Annotated in this window: 17 protein-coding genes and 2 tRNA genes; 5 read left to right on the top strand and 14 right to left on the bottom strand. The window is 59.7% G+C overall.

Going from position 1 to position 14343, the window contains the following annotated elements:
• Positions 1–135: 135 nt before the first annotated feature.
• Complete coding sequence (locus AC2FPW_RS11080) at positions 136–606, top strand: CoA-binding protein (protein ID WP_496813703.1); 471 nt, start codon at positions 136–138, stop codon at positions 604–606.
• On the opposite strand, the gene AC2FPW_RS11075 is transcribed toward AC2FPW_RS11080, so the two are convergent.
• The 3 genes from AC2FPW_RS11075 to hisF form a co-directional block, all read right to left on the bottom strand.
• Positions 603–1175: a hypothetical protein gene (locus tag AC2FPW_RS11075; protein WP_496813701.1), complete on the bottom strand. Its 573-nt coding sequence runs from the start codon at positions 1173–1175 to the stop codon at positions 603–605. The two genes, AC2FPW_RS11080 and AC2FPW_RS11075, sit on opposite strands and share 4 nt — an antisense overlap.
• Before the next feature lie 69 nt (positions 1176–1244).
• A complete protein-coding gene (locus AC2FPW_RS11070; protein ID WP_480481906.1) occupies positions 1245–1562 on the bottom strand; it encodes a phosphoribosyl-ATP diphosphatase in 318 nt (105 codons plus the stop codon).
• A complete protein-coding gene (gene hisF / locus AC2FPW_RS11065; protein ID WP_496813699.1) occupies positions 1559–2320 on the bottom strand; it encodes an imidazole glycerol phosphate synthase subunit HisF in 762 nt (253 codons plus the stop codon). Before hisF ends, AC2FPW_RS11070 begins: the two co-directional genes overlap by 4 nt.
• Before the next feature lie 117 nt (positions 2321–2437).
• Between hisF and AC2FPW_RS11060 the strand changes: the two genes are divergently transcribed.
• Positions 2438–2884, top strand: coding sequence for a DUF302 domain-containing protein (locus AC2FPW_RS11060; protein ID WP_480475895.1), 447 nt, complete (start codon positions 2438–2440; stop codon positions 2882–2884).
• Between the two features lie 4 nt (positions 2885–2888).
• On the opposite strand, the gene hisA is transcribed toward AC2FPW_RS11060, so the two are convergent.
• Positions 2889–3608 carry a 1-(5-phosphoribosyl)-5-[(5-phosphoribosylamino)methylideneamino]imidazole-4-carboxamide isomerase gene (gene hisA / locus AC2FPW_RS11055; RefSeq protein WP_496813697.1) on the bottom strand — a complete coding sequence of 240 codons (720 nt, stop codon included), beginning with the start codon at positions 3606–3608 and terminating at the stop codon, positions 2889–2891.
• 134 nt (positions 3609–3742) lie between these two features.
• Here hisA and AC2FPW_RS11050 point away from each other — a divergent pair, with 134 nt between their 5' ends.
• Positions 3743–4144: a DUF2147 domain-containing protein gene (locus tag AC2FPW_RS11050; protein WP_496813696.1), complete on the top strand. Its 402-nt coding sequence runs from the start codon at positions 3743–3745 to the stop codon at positions 4142–4144.
• 3 nt (positions 4145–4147) lie between these two features.
• On the opposite strand, the gene hisH is transcribed toward AC2FPW_RS11050, so the two are convergent.
• Complete coding sequence (gene hisH, locus AC2FPW_RS11045; protein ID WP_480537406.1) at positions 4148–4786, bottom strand: imidazole glycerol phosphate synthase subunit HisH; 639 nt, start codon at positions 4784–4786, stop codon at positions 4148–4150.
• Positions 4787–5374, bottom strand: a complete 588-nt coding sequence (hisB, locus tag AC2FPW_RS11040; protein ID WP_496813694.1) for an imidazoleglycerol-phosphate dehydratase HisB — start codon at positions 5372–5374, stop codon at positions 4787–4789.
• A gap of 154 nt (positions 5375–5528) precedes the next feature.
• On the opposite strand from hisB, the gene AC2FPW_RS11035 reads away from it, so the two are divergent.
• Positions 5529–5768 (top strand): Lrp/AsnC family transcriptional regulator, encoded by a 240-nt coding sequence (locus AC2FPW_RS11035; RefSeq protein ID WP_480482339.1) that lies wholly within the window; start codon positions 5529–5531, stop codon positions 5766–5768.
• On the opposite strand, the gene AC2FPW_RS11030 is transcribed toward AC2FPW_RS11035, so the two are convergent.
• The 4 genes from AC2FPW_RS11030 to AC2FPW_RS11015 all read right to left on the bottom strand — a co-directional run bounded on the left by AC2FPW_RS11030 (position 5765) and on the right by AC2FPW_RS11015 (position 6890).
• Positions 5765–6442, bottom strand: coding sequence for a GNAT family N-acetyltransferase (locus AC2FPW_RS11030; RefSeq protein WP_496813692.1), 678 nt, complete (start codon positions 6440–6442; stop codon positions 5765–5767). The genes AC2FPW_RS11035 and AC2FPW_RS11030 overlap by 4 nt on opposite strands.
• The gene (locus AC2FPW_RS11025) at positions 6369–6626 is read right to left on the bottom strand and encodes a hypothetical protein (protein ID WP_496813691.1); all 258 of its coding nucleotides are present in this window, start codon (positions 6624–6626) and stop codon (positions 6369–6371) included. The genes AC2FPW_RS11030 and AC2FPW_RS11025 overlap by 74 nt, the downstream gene beginning before the upstream one ends.
• Positions 6627–6707: 81 nt before the next feature.
• Positions 6708–6782, bottom strand: a tRNA-Gly gene (locus tag AC2FPW_RS11020).
• A 33-nt stretch (positions 6783–6815) separates the two neighbouring features.
• A tRNA-Gly gene (locus AC2FPW_RS11015) sits at positions 6816–6890 on the bottom strand.
• A gap of 150 nt (positions 6891–7040) precedes the next feature.
• On the opposite strand from AC2FPW_RS11015, the gene AC2FPW_RS11010 reads away from it, so the two are divergent.
• Entirely contained in the window at positions 7041–7193 is a 153-nt protein-coding gene (locus tag AC2FPW_RS11010) for a hypothetical protein (protein WP_209597812.1), read from the top strand.
• 15 nt (positions 7194–7208) lie between these two features.
• Here AC2FPW_RS11010 and AC2FPW_RS11005 read toward each other — a convergent pair whose 3' ends face one another.
• The 4 genes from AC2FPW_RS11005 to AC2FPW_RS10990 all read right to left on the bottom strand — a co-directional run bounded on the left by AC2FPW_RS11005 (position 7209) and on the right by AC2FPW_RS10990 (position 14205).
• Positions 7209–7592, bottom strand: a complete 384-nt coding sequence (locus AC2FPW_RS11005; protein ID WP_496813690.1) for an MAPEG family protein — start codon at positions 7590–7592, stop codon at positions 7209–7211.
• A 78-nt stretch (positions 7593–7670) separates the two neighbouring features.
• A complete protein-coding gene (locus tag AC2FPW_RS11000; RefSeq protein WP_496813688.1) occupies positions 7671–11108 on the bottom strand; it encodes a pyruvate carboxylase in 3438 nt (1145 codons plus the stop codon).
• Between the two features lie 154 nt (positions 11109–11262).
• A complete protein-coding gene (locus AC2FPW_RS10995) occupies positions 11263–12390 on the bottom strand; it encodes an alpha-hydroxy acid oxidase (RefSeq protein ID WP_496813686.1) in 1128 nt (375 codons plus the stop codon).
• A 39-nt stretch (positions 12391–12429) separates the two neighbouring features.
• Positions 12430–14205, bottom strand: coding sequence for a sensor domain-containing diguanylate cyclase (locus tag AC2FPW_RS10990; protein WP_496813684.1), 1776 nt, complete (start codon positions 14203–14205; stop codon positions 12430–12432).
• Between the last annotated feature and the right edge of the window lie 138 nt (positions 14206–14343).

Genomic DNA, 14343 nt, shown 5'->3' with positions numbered 1-14343 from the left:
GGATCCATGCTTAAATGTCACAGTGACCGCGGAACGGAACTGCCGCGGGTCATTTCACTGTCCCTCGTTCCAACAACTGGCGCCCAAGCATTCTTGGGCGCTTTTTTCTTTTTGGAACCCTGTTAAGGATAGGGCATGCCAGACTATTCCGATCAGTACCTCAGGGCTATTTTGCAACGCACCAAGACGGTGGCCGTTGTCGGCGTTTCCATGAACCCGGTGCGACCCAGCTATTACGTGGCGCGCTATTTGTCGCTGAAAGGGTTCAAGGTGATTCCCGTCAATCCGGGCCACGCGGGCAAAGACCTGTTTGGTCAGACGGTTCGCGGCAGCCTGTCAGAGATCTCCGAGCCTGTGGACATGGTGGACATTTTCCGGCGGTCCGAGGCCGTGCCACCCATTGTAGATGAGGCGCTGGAAGCTTTCCCGTCGCTCGGTACGATCTGGATGCAGATTGGCGTGGAACACCCTGAAGCGGCGGCAAAGGCCCAGGCCCGTGGCGTGGATGTGGTGATGAACCGTTGCCCAAAGATCGAATATCAGCGCCTGTTTGGCGAATTGCGCATGGGCGGATTTTCGACCGGGATCATCTCGTCCAAGCTTTAGGGTTTGGCGGGCACGTAAGGTTTCAGACGGGCGACCTGTTCCTTCCGCCGCTTTTCCAGCACCACGTCGCGCGGGACCCAGTCATACCGGGTATCCTCGACCAGCGGAGACCAGAACAACACGCCGCCATAACGCCACGGGTCCAATACGACACCGTCATACAGCGTCGCGCCTTTACGGCTGATGATTGCGGTGCTGTGGTCGATCCGCGTCGGGTTGTCCGCGTTTGCAATGGCACGGTGCAGCTCCAGCGTCCGGAAGTTTTCCTGTTTCAGCCGCCGTTCGATATCCTCGGCCCAATGCCAGCACAGCCCACGCGGGCGCAGGCCTTTGTTGACCTTCATGTTATGGATCAGGGGCGGGTCCGTGATCTGGTATTCCTCGACCAGCTGAGCGGTATAGGCGTAGGCGATTCCCGCCGCGCGTCGAGCCTCCTCAGGGTCGATATCCGGGCCAAGGCCCTGAATCTCCGTGGCGAGCCGCTGTACCTCATCCCCAGTCGAAGGCGGCGGCGCGGAACACCCCGCGACGATGGCAACGGTTGCCACAAGCATCAGAATTCGGATCATATCGCGCCTTCGCCCTCTCAGTCTGGCATCCGAGTATAACGGCCCGGGCGTCGGTGCGGAACCCGGACCTTACCCTTTGGGGCGGGCAGCTTTTTCGGCGATACCACTGGTGCCCTGACGGCGATCCAGCTCGGCCAGGACATCATCCAGCGCCACGTCCCGCGCGGCCAGCATGACCAGAAGGTGATACAACACGTCCGCCGCTTCCGAGGTCAGCTTAACCTGATCCCCTTTTACGGCTTCGATGATGGCCTCTATGGCCTCTTCACCGAATTTCTCGGCGCATTTCTCAGGGCCTTTCGCAAGCAGCTTGGCCGTCCAGCTGCTTTCGGGATCAGCCCCCTTGCGTGCCTCGATCGTGGCGGCCAGATCGTGCAAGATGCTCATGTCAGCCTCATGGGGATGCCGGCGGCGGCCATATGTTCCTTGGCCTCGCGGATGGTGTATTCGCCGAAATGGAAAATCGATGCCGCCAATACGGCGCTTGCACCGCCCTTGGTGACGCCCTCGACCAGATGGTCCAGAGTGCCAACACCGCCCGAGGCGATCACGGGCACATCCACCGCGTCGGTAATGGCGCGGGTCAGCGGCAGGTTGAACCCGGATTTGGTGCCGTCGCGATCCATTGAGGTCAGCAGGATTTCACCGGCCCCTTTGGCGACCACGGTTCTTGCAAAGGCAACCGCATCAATACCGGTGGGTTTGCGCCCGCCATGGGTAAAGATTTCCCACTTGCCGGGGCTGACTGTCTTGGCGTCGATGGCGCAGACAATGCACTGGCTGCCGAACTGATCTGCCGCTTCGGCAATCACGTCCGGATTGGCAACCGCAGCCGAGTTGAAGCTGACCTTGTCCGCCCCCGCCAGCAGCAAGGCGCGCACATCGTCCTTTGTTCGCACCCCACCGCCCACGGTCAACGGCACGAAACACTGTTCCGCCGTACGCTGCACCACATCGAACATGGTTCCGCGATTCTCGTGGGTCGCGTGAATGTCGAGAAAGCAGATCTCGTCCGCACCGGCTGCATCATAGGCCTTGGCCGATTCCACCGGGTCGCCCGCATCGCGCAGTCCCACGAAATTCACACCTTTGACCACACGGCCATCGGCAACATCAAGACAGGGTATGATCCGGGTTTTCAGCATAGGATATCCTTTATGGGCGCACCTCTAGCGGCAAAGCCTTGCCGATGCCAGACTTGTGATTGTGAGAGATCTCTATTCTGTGAAAACTGGGGTGAATTTCACAGAAGGAATATCGATATGCGTAGACTGATACTGGCTTGTGTTTTTTCGTTCGGAGGCGCGCTGACCGCTATGGCAGATGATCTGATCAAGGTTCAAACCGACAAATCCGTGGCCGAGGCGCTGGACGCGCTTGAAGCTGCCGTCGGAAATGCAGGCGCAACCGTGTTCGCCCGCATTGACCACGCGGCCGGGGCGGAAAAGATCGGCACGCCCATTCCCGCCAATCAGGTGTTGATTTTCGGCAACCCTGCGCTGGGTACGCCAGCCATGCAGATCGACCCTCGCGCCGGGCTGTTTCTGCCTCTCAAGGTGCAGGCGTACGAAGATGCCAATGGTCAGGTCTGGCTGATCTATGAAGACCCGAAAGAGACATTGGACGACCTGAACGATGTCGACAAATCACCGGTCATTGAAAAGATGCGCGGTGCACTGGCCAAGCTGACCGCCGCAGCCGCGCAATAACCGATCACGACAGGGCGCGGATGGCCTCGGCCAGGTCAATCGCGCCATCATAAAGCGCCCGGCCTGAAATCGCGCCGTTCAGCGCAACGCCGCAATCGCGCAGGGCGATCAGGTCGTCCAGCGAACTTACACCGCCCGAGGCGATCACCGGGATGGAAACGGCCTGTGCAAGGGCAGCGGTTGCTTCGATGTTTGGGCCCTGCATGGCACCGTCTCGGTTGATGTCGGTGTAGATGATTGCGGCTACGCCTGCGTCCTCGAAACTACGGGCCAGATCGGTGACTTGAATGTCGGTCTCTTCGGCCCAGCCCTTGGTAGCCACCATGCCGTTGCGTGCATCGATGCCAACAGCGACCTTGCCGGGAAAGGCTTTGGCTGCTTCGCGCACCAGATCGGGGTTTTCGACAGCGACAGTGCCTAAAATGACCCGCGCCAGCCCCTTCTCGATCCATGTTTCGATCGTGGCCATGTCGCGGATGCCACCACCCAGTTGCGCGGGCACCTTGCAAGCTTTCAGAATTGCCTCAACCGGTGCTGCGTTGACCGGCTCGCCTGCGAATGCACCGTTCAGGTCGACCAGATGCAGCCATTCGCATCCCGCCTCGACAAACGCACGGGCCTGAGCGGCCGGGTCTTCGTTGAATACGGTGGCCTTGTCCATTTCACCACGCAGCAGGCGTACGGCCTGGCCGTCTTTGAGGTCGATGGCGGGGTAGAGGATCATGTCGGGCGGCCCTATATCACTGTTACACGCGCGGGATATCGCACAAGCAGGGCAGGGGATGCAACGCGACGCTGGGTCATTATTGCCCGCCGCCCATTAGCGGGTCAGACTGCCCACAAAACAGGGAGAAAATCATGAAGACCTTTACTCTTTCAGCGGGCCTGATGCTGCTTGCTACAGCTGCTTTTGCAGACGATCCGGTTGACGGCCTGTGGAAAACCGCGCCGGGCGACACGGGTGGCTATCTGCATGTGACGATTTCCGAATGCGGCAGTGCGATCTGCGGCACCATCGACAGCGCGTTCGACGCCGATGGTAACCAGCAGCTGGAATATGAGAACCTTGGCAAAAAGATCATCTGGGACATGGTCCCCAAAGGGGGCGGCAGCTATGACAGCGGTAAGATCTGGGCCCCCGACCGGGACAAAACCTACAACTCGAAAATGTCTCTGGACGGCCAGAATGCGCTGACCGTCAAGGGCTGCGTGGCGGGCGGCCTGATCTGCCGCGGGCAAACCTGGACGCGGGTTCAGTAAGCCTCAGGGCTTCCAGGTCAGGAAGTTGCCCAGCATACGCAGGCCAACATCCTGGCTTTTCTCGGGGTGAAACTGCATCCCAACCATAGTGTCGCGGCCAATCACGGCCGTGACGTCCTGCCCGTATTCCACATAAGCCAATCGCTGCGCCGGGTCGGACACGCGAAAATGGTAGGAATGGACGAAATAGGTGTGATCGCCTGATTTCACCCCGGCAAAGATCGGGTGATCGCTTTCCAGAACCAGATCGTTCCAGCCCATATGCGGCACTTTCAAAGCGGCATCTGACGGTTCGATCCGAACAACATCGCCTGCCACCCAGCCCAGACCATCGGTCTCGGTGTATTCATGGCCTTTGGTTGCCATCAGTTGCATGCCAACGCAGATGCCCAGAAACGGGCGGCCCTTCTGTTCGACCGCTTCGACCATCGCGTCATAAATACCCTTGTGGCCGCGCAGCTCGGCAGCACAGGCCGGGAAGGCACCATCTCCGGGCAGAACCAGTCGGTCCGCACGCGCAACCACATCCGCGTCCGAGGTGACAACAACGTCACCTGCGCCGACTTCCTGCGCCATGCGTTGAAACGCCTTTTCCGCTGAATGCAGATTGCCGCTTTCGTAATCAATTATGGCGGTGAGCATTTACAACGCGCCCTTGGTCGACGGAATCGCATCCGCCTTGCGCTGATCGGTTTCGACGGCGTCGCGCAACGCACGCGCAACAGCCTTGAACGCGGCCTCGGCGATGTGGTGACTGTTGAAGCCGTGCAACTGGTCGATATGCAGGGTGATGCCGCCATGGGTGCTGAGCGCCTGAAAAAACTCGCGCACCAGTTCTGTGTCGAACGTACCGATCTTTTGCGTCGGCAAATCGACATTCCAGATCAGGAACGGGCGGCCCGAAAGGTCCAGCGCACAGCGTACCTGCGCGTCATCCATCGGCAGATGGCATCCGCCATAGCGCCGGATACCCTTCTTGTCGCCCAATGCCTGTGTCAAAGCCTGACCCAGCGCGATGCCGGTATCCTCGACCGTGTGGTGATCGTCGATGTGATAGTCACCCTTGGCGCGGATTGTCATATCGATCAACGAGTGGCGCGCCAGCTGGTCCAGCATATGGTCAAAGAACCCGACGCCGGTCTGATTGTCATATGTACCGGTGCCATCCAGATTGACCGAGACCGAAATTTCGGTTTCGGCGGTCTTGCGGCTGATCGAAGCGGTGCGCATGGGCGAATTCCTTTTGCTACAGGCGCGCTTATAGACGGGGTGGGGTGGGTTGATCCAGACCATGCGTTGCAATCGCTGCAAACTGTTGCAAGGGATTGCACCCGGCCCAGCACCATGTCAGCTTGCAGACAACACGAACCAACAGGGCCAAGCCATGTCCACCTGCGTATTCATCCAGATCCGCTGCAAACCCGGCACCACCTACAAGGTGGCCGAGGAAATCGCCCTGCGCGAAATTCACTCAGAGCTTTATTCCACCAGCGGTGAGTTTGATCTGATGCTCAAGCTCTACATCCCCGAAACCGAGGATGTGGGCCATTTCATCAACGAACACCTGCTGGTGATTCCCAATATCGAACGCTCGCTGACGACGATGACGTTCAAGGCGTTTTAACCCAACTCAAACGTTGTCACGCCATAGATGCGGGTCAGGTCGATATCCGGTTGATCGCCGGAATACATCCGGGCGGTTTCGAACACTTTCGTAAGACCCAACTTGTCGGCCAGTGCAAAGGCGGCATTGTTGGGTTGTGGCATGTCGATGAACACCTCTTGCCCATTTTGATCTTCGGGCAGAGCTTTTAACACGCTTGCAAGCAGCGCTTCGGCAATGTCGGTGCGGTCCGCAAACAGCGGCCCGACCTTGTATCCGGTCTGACAGGGGCGCAGCGTGGCATAGCCTTTGATCTGCCCGTCTTCGGAAAACACGCGGGACACATGGCCGCTTGCGCTCAGCCAACCATGCAGGAACGCATCGCGCCGGGCTGGGAAAAGCTGACGGTCATAGTCCCTTAACGCATCAGAAACCGTGCTCAGCACGTCTACACTAGCGGTCGGTGCCAGCGCGCGCAGGATATCTGCAACCCGCCCTGAAAAGCGGTAGTTGTTGTAGGCAAAGGTGAACCCGGATTTTCGGTAGTTGTCCTGCTGCTCGACCACGCCATCCAGACCCATGTTGCGCCCGGTGCAATGGGCCAGCGCATGCTGCGCAATCTCAAGCCCGTGGCCATGGTGTCTGTATTCTGGCTTGACGATGTAGAAGCCCAAAAAAGGCAAAATAATCGTCATAATTCACCGCCGAGACGGACGCGATCATTTCGCCATCCAGAAAGCCGCCCAGGAACCCATCGGGATCGGTTGCACGAAAGCACGCGGCATCGTGGTGACCCGGATTCCACCCCTCACGCCCGGCCCAATCCACAGCCTCCTGCAACTCATCAGCGGTCAAGGGTCGGATAACATAATCAGACATGCGAACATCCCGTGTTGCAAATTGCATTCAGAATGCCGCAACGGGGGCAGAAGAACCAGCATGTTCGGAAAGTTTGGTATCTGGAGCGGGCGAGGCGATTCGAACGCCCGACCCTAACCTTGGCAAGGTTATGCTCTACCCCTGAGCTACGCCCGCATCAGATACATATGTGGTCCGAAGACCTCTCAATGGAGCGGGCGAGGCGATTCGAACGCCCGACCCTAACCTTGGCAAGGTTATGCTCTACCCCTGAGCTACGCCCGCGCCGTTGAGTGAGGAGGGATGTATAAATTCCCACGCGGGGCTGCAAGCGGAAAAACACAAAAAGCGGGAAAAATCTTTTCGACGGAATCCGGCCCGTGACCCGTTCAACCCGTAACTCAAATCAACAAAACACAGGCAGGAGGTGCCGTCATGATATCCGTAGCAGACCTGAAGATCGTGATGCTTGCCGCGATGATTCTGATCGGCGCTGCCATCCTGAAACCGGATCGGCATGAACATGACCGGTTCACACCGGTTCTGCTGGGTGCACCGCAGATCGAAACAACCGTTCTGGCAGGGTAACACCCGCCAGACGGCCTAAAGCGCCAGAATCAGGTTTGCCAAGGCCGCGCCCAGAATGGCGAGGAAGGTCAGGCTCATGCCGGCCTGCCGCAGGATGACGATCTGTGGCGTCCGTCCAAATCCGTACGCGTGCAAAAGACGCCCCGCCAGCAACATCAGCCCCAGCAGATGGACCAATATTCCGGCCGCGCCTTGCAACTCGACCATGGCAATCAGCAGCAGGGAAATCGGGGCGTATTCGGCGCAGTTCGAGTGTGTCCGTATCGCCTTGATCATCAGCTTGCTGCCGCCGTCCCCGACTGAGATTTTGTCGCTGCGTCGTTGCAGGATCACTTTGACGCTGAGTGCGACGTAGAGAATTGCGATCAGGGCCGCATAGATCGGGGTGATTGCAGGCATAATGGGTCTCCGCTCAATCATAGAAAAAGGCCGTGCGGTCTCCCACACGGCCTGATGAACATTAGGTTGTTTTCCGACTTATTCCAGTTCGATCAGAAGGTCCTTTGCGTCAATCTGGCCGCCGGGCTGGATATGCACCGCTTTGACGGTCGCTTCGCGTTCGGCGTGGATGCCGGTTTCCATCTTCATCGCCTCGATGGTCAGCAGCATATCGCCTTCCTTGACCTGCTGGCCCGCGGTCACAGTGACTGTGGCCACAACACCGGGCATCGGCGCACCAACATGATCGGGGTTGCCGACCTCGGCCTTGGGGCGCGCCTGAGTGGTTGATGTGACCATCCGGTTCGGCACCCGGATCACACGCGGCTGGCCGTTGAGTTCGAAGAACACTTTGACCTCGCCTTTTTCGTCCGTCTCGCCGATGGCCTGACACCGGATTTCCAGCGTCTTGCCGGGGTCGATCTCGGCCGTGATCTCTTCGCCGGGCTCCATGCCGTAGAAGAAGGTGCGCGTGGGCAGGGTGCGGACCGGGCCGTAAATCCGGTGACGGCCCATGTAATCCAGAAACACCTTGGGATACATCAGGTACCCGTTCAGATCCTCGTCATCGACCTCTTTGCCCTCAAGCTGCTTGGACAGCTCGGCGCGGGTGGCTTCAAGGTCGACCGGGGGCACATCCTTGCCGGGTCTCTGCGTGTTGGGGGCCTCGTCTTTCAGCACCTTCTTGATGATGGTGTTCGGGAAGCCGCCCGGAGGCTGACCCAGATTGCCGCGCATCATGTCGACGACCGAGTCGGGGAAGGCCACATCTGTCGCCGGATCCTCGACCTGCTCGCGGGTCAGGCCCTGACTGACCATCATCAGCGCCATGTCGCCAACAACCTTCGACGAGGGCGTTACCTTTACGATATCACCGAACATCTGGTTCACATCGGCGTACATCTGCGCGACCTCGTGCCAGCGCTCTTCCAGACCCAGACTGCGCGCCTGCGCCTTGAGGTTGGTGAACTGACCACCCGGCATCTCGTGCAGATACACCTCGGACGCCGGGGCCTGGAGGCTTGATTCGAAGGCCGCATACTGTCCGCGCACGGCCTCGAAGTAATCGCTGATCTCGCGGATCGCCTTGATGTCCAGCCCGGTGTCACGGTCAGTATGGCGCAGCGCCTCGACCACGGTGCCCAGTGTTGCCTGGGACGTGTTGCCGCTGAAGCTGTCCATCGCGCAATCCACCGCGTCCACGCCCGCCTCAGAGGCGGCAAGGATGGTCGCGCTGGCGATACCGGCCGTGTCATGGGTGTGGAAGTGGATCGGCAGTCCAACCTCTTCCTTCAGCGCCCGGATCAGAATCTTGGCCGAGGCAGGTTTCAACAGGCCCGCCATATCCTTCAGACCCAGAACATGCGCGCCTGCGTCGCGCAACTCCTTGGCCATTCCGACATAGTATTTCAGGTTATATTTGGCGCGGTCAGGGTCTAGAATATCGCCAGTGTAACAAACTGTACCCTCACAGATCTTGCCGCTGTCGATAACAGCATCCATCGCAACGCGCATGTTCTCGACCCAGTTCAGCGAGTCGAAGACGCGGAAGACGTCGATGTTCTTCGATGCCTGGCGCACGAACTCCTGCACCACGTTGTCGGGATAATTGGTGTACCCAACCCCGTTCGCGCCCCGCAGCAGCATCTGAGTCATCAGGTTCGGCATTGCCTCGCGCAGGTCGCGCAGACGCTGCCATGGGCATTCCTGCAGGAACCGGTAGGCCACGTCGAACGTCGCACCGCCCCAGCACTCGACCGAGAACAGCTGCGGCAGGTTCGCGGCATAGGTTGGTGCCACCTTGATCATGTCGATCGACCGCATCCGGGTCGCTAACAGCGACTGGTGCCCGTCGCGCATGGTGGTGTCGGTGATCAGCAGCTGCCGCTGCGCTTTCATCCAGTCCGCCACGGCCTGCGGGCCTTTCTGCTCCAGCAGGTTGCGCGTGCCCATCCGCGGCTCAGCCTTCTGCGCGGGGGGCTTGGCGACTTTCAGGTCGGCGCGCGGCTCGGGGCGGTCCTTGGTTTCGGGATGACCATTCACCGTGATATCGGCGATATAGGTCAGAACCTTGGTGCCCCGGTCGCGGCGGCGCTTAAAGGCAAACAGATCCGGCGTCGTGTCGATGAATTTGGTGGTGTATTCATTCGACAGGAAGGTCGGGTGCTTCAGCAGGTTGATGACGAAGTCGATATTGGTGCTGACGCCGCGAATACGGAACTCGCGCAGGGCGCGGTCCATCCGGCTGATCGCCTTCTCGGGCGTTGGCGCCCAGGCGGTGACCTTTGTCAGCAGCGAGTCGTAGTACCGCGTAATGACACCGCCCGCATAGGCCGTGCCGCCATCCAGACGAATGCCCATGCCCGTGGCCGAGCGATAAGCGGTGATCCGGCCATAATCAGGGATGAAATTGTTCTGCGGGTCTTCTGTGGTGATCCGTGTTTGCAGCGCGTGACCGTTCAGATGCACATCGGCCTGGCTGGCGGCGCCGGTGGCTTCGGCCAGAGTCTTGCCCTCGGCGATCAGGATCTGCGCCTGAACGATGTCGATGCCGGTGACCTCTTCGGTGACCGTGTGTTCGACCTGCACGCGAGGGTTCACCTCGATGAAGTAGAACTTGCCCGTCTCCATATCCATCAGGAACTCGACAGTGCCCGCGCATTCGTAATTCACATGGGCGCAGATCTTGCGGCCCAATTCGCAAATCTCAGCGCGCTGTTCTTCGCTCAGGTAAGGGGCAGGGGCACGTTCGACGACCTTCTGGTTCCGGCGCTGGACCGAACAGTCGCGTTCATAAAGGTGATAGATCTCACCATGCTTGTCGCCCAGAATCTGCACCTCGACATGGCGGGCACGGGTGATCATCTTTTCCAGATAGCCTTCGCCATTGCCAAAGGCGGCCTCAGCCTCGCGGCGGCCTTCCAGAACCTTTTCTTCCAGCTCATCCTCCGACTGGATCGGGCGCATCCCGCGTCCGCCGCCACCCCAGGACGCCTTGAGCATCAGCGGGTATCCGATCTCGGCGGCCTCCTTGCGGATCGCGTCCATGTCATCACCCAGAACTTCGGTGGCCGGAATGACAGGCACACCGGCCGCAATGGCCACGCGCCGCGCGCTGGCCTTGTCGCCCAATGCGCGCATGGTCTCGGCCCGGGGGCCGATGAAGGTGATGCCGTTCTTGACACAGGCATCCACGAAATCGGGGTTTTCAGACAGCAGGCCATAGCCCGGATGGATCGCATCCGCACCGCAATGCTTGGCCACGCGGATGATCTCGTCAATCGACAGATACGCCGCGACCGGACCCATGCCCTCGCCTATCTGATAGGCCTCATCCGCCTTGAACCTGTGCAGGCCCAGTTTGTCTTCTTCAGCGTAAACAGCGACGGTGCGTTTGCCCATCTCGTTTGCTGCGCGCATGACGCGGATGGCAATCTCGCCGCGATTGGCGATCAGGATCTTGTTGAAGTCTGTCATATCAGGTCCCGGTCTTTGGTGTTTGGGCGTCTTATTGGGCGGAGAATACGCACAGGTACATCCGTTCTTCTGGGTAGAACCGGCATGTTATCGCTCGCAAACGCCCTTTGGCCTCGGCACACTTATAGGGATGCCGCGTTGCAGCATCAATAATTTAGCGTTTCGTCTCAAACTGACATAGATCGGCCAGTCCCATCTGACCCATATTCGCGTGCAGATCCTGCCTCAGGATATCGATCACATGCGCAGGGCCTTTAGCGCCAAGTGCCGCAAGACCGTACAAAAAAGCACGCCCCAGCATGACAAAATCCGCGCCCAGCGACAGCGCACGCAGGATATCCAGCCCGCCTTCGACACCGCTGTCGAAAATCAGCGGCAGGCGGGTCGCGTTCCGGATCGCGGGAAGAACCTCAATGCTGGCCGGGGCCGCATCAAACTGTCGACCCCCGTGATTCGACACCCACAGGGCGTCCACACCCACCTGTTCCAGCCTGTCTGCATCCTCGGGGCGCAGGATGCCTTTCACGACAAACGGCCCTTCCCAATGATCGCGCAGCCATTTGACGTAATCCAGATCCGGTGAGGTCCGCAGCAGGTATCCGACATGGGCCGTCGGCGGCAGATCACCAGGGTCATCAATATACTTGTCCAGCGTGCGCATATGCGGAACACCGCTGCGCAGCATACCCAAAGCCCAGGCGGGTCTTTGAGCGATCTGTACCAGCAGGCGCGGTGTCAGTTTCGGCGGCTGCCGCAGGCCCGAGCGCGTCTGCCGTTCCCTGCGCGAGGCGACAGGGACGTCAGCGGTCAGAACCAGAGTTCGAAATCCCGCCCCGCGCGCCCGGTTCAGCATGTCCAAGCGAATTTCTGGGTCCCTTGGCGGATACAGCTGGAACCACGCGGTCTCGCCCAGATAGGGGGCCAGGTCTTCGGGGCTCTGACTGGCCACAGTCGATAGCGAATAGGGAATGCCTGCCTTGGCGGCGGCCTGTGCCAGTAGCCGCTCTGCATCAGGCCAGACAAGCCCGGACATCCCGATCGGCGCAATGCCGAAGGGCAAAGGACAGGTGCCGCCCAGGATTTTCACCGACGTATCGAATTCAAGGTCCCCATGCAGGATCGAGGGGATCAGACGGACATCATCCAGCGCCTTGCGATTGCGATGCCGCGTCGTTTCAATCCCGGTGCCACTGTCGATATATTCCCACACGAAGTGCGGCAGCCGACGGCGTGCGCGGCGTTTCAGATCGGGAATACCGGGATAGGTACTGTGCAGGTCCATAAGGATTGATCCGGCCTGCGGGGCGATTCGGCAAGGTTTTCAAGCGGCTTCCGGCGATGGGCGTTTACCCGTTGCGGGAACGCGCCTGGCCTGCTCCAGCGCCCCGGCGGCGACGTGAACCTGATTGCGCCCCTTGTCCTTGGCGACATACAGCGCATCATCCGCGGCTCGCATCAGATCCTGCGGCATGGTGCCGTGGGCGGGGTAATGCGCGACCCCGACCGAGATTGTGATACGGGGCAGGGCCTTTTCGCCATAGCGGACAATGACCGCCTCGACCGACTGGCGCAACTGCTCGGCCCGGGTCATGGCATCTTCGGGGCTGTTGTCGGGCAGAATCAGCATGAATTCCTCACCGCCGATGCGGCAGGCGATCTCGTCCCGGTCGCAGCCCTGTTCCAGCGCCGCGCCGACCGCGCGCAACACCATGTCTCCGGCGTCATGACCATGCGTGTCGTTGAATTTCTTGAAGTGATCGACGTCCACGGCAATCAGGCTCAGCGCGGCGCCGGTCTGCTGGCTGCGGCTGATGGCCTTGCGCAATGTCTCGGTCATGTGGCGGCGGTTGAACAGCCCGGTCAGCGGGTCGCGCACCGATTGGTCATGCAGCTGATCGCGCATACGGACATTGGCGATTGCCATGCTGATCTGTTCGGCGCACAGCTGCGCCAGCTTGCGGCTTTTATGGAAACAGGCCTCTCGCCCCTCAGCCGCGCGCAGATGCAACAGACCAACGGTTTCTCCGTGGGCCAGAATGGGAAAACAGAAATAGGGCCGCCCGTCATGCGGTTCGGCATGTTCGCAGACAAAATCGATCTCAGAAGCACCGAACTCATAAGTCCGGCCGCGCCTCAAACCCCAGCATCCTTCCGGATGGATATGAGATTTATGCGTTCCCCCGTTCCAACTGGCACACCCGTCCAGCACATCGCGCGAGTTGGAATAGACGTACACACTCCCCTCGGCCTCGGGCAGGATATGGGTCATGAAGCGCGCGACCATGTCGAAAAGCTCATCCAGTGAGCGGCTTGATTGCAGCCACTCGTTCAACTCGCCCAGCAGGCGCACCTCACGAGCCAGGCGAAGCTGCTCTCCCATCAGTTCGCGTTCTTTCACGGCGCGCTTGTGTAGATCACGCATCTGACGGCGGTTGGTGCGGTGGACAATCAGGATGACCGTGGCCAGCGCCAGCAACGCGACGCTGCTCAGCAACGCCAGCGACAGACGCACGCGCGTGATGAACAGGGTTCTGAGATTGGTGATGTCCGAATAAAACTCGATAGCGCCAAGGAAAACGCCGTCTTTGATGATCGGTGTATAAACCTCGGCCACATGTCGGGTGATTGGGCCCGCATGTCCGGCGGGGTCACTGTCAATCGACTCAACCTCTGCCGCGGGTTTTTCCTCGTGGTTGTAAAAAACCCTTCCGGCGGCGACGACCGAATGGAAGTAATGTTTTGTGTTCACGGCCCCGACATCACTGGCCCGGGTCGACCAGAACACCTGACCGGACGCATCAAACAGCTTGAACCGGTAGATGTCCGAGGTTTCGGGCAGCAGCATCAGGAATTCCGCGTCATGCTCGTGCAGTTCATGGTACCGAAACGTTGCATCCAGATCGTTCAGATGGCTTTCGACCTGACGGCTTAGCTGCATGGCGTCTTTTCGCAAATCCGATTCCAACATGCGGTCCACAACCGGGGCAGGGGCCGCGTAGATGCCCCATCCTGCTGCCGCTGTCAGCGCGATCAGAATCAGGGTAACGCCCACAAGTTTCAGCCGTGACGACCCGCCAGTCAGTTCCTTCGCTTCCATCTGTTCCACTCCCACAGCAATGGAACCAGCATCCGGGCCAGGACTTGACAGAGGGTTAACAGCCCCACAGGGCAGCGGCATCTTTGTTTAGAATTGAATGCAAAAAGACGTGAAAAATCCTTGCGAACAAGCCGTGAA

Source organism: Ruegeria sp. SATB027 (assembly GCF_059613825.1).
This window is presented reverse-complemented; position numbering and strand designations above follow the sequence as displayed.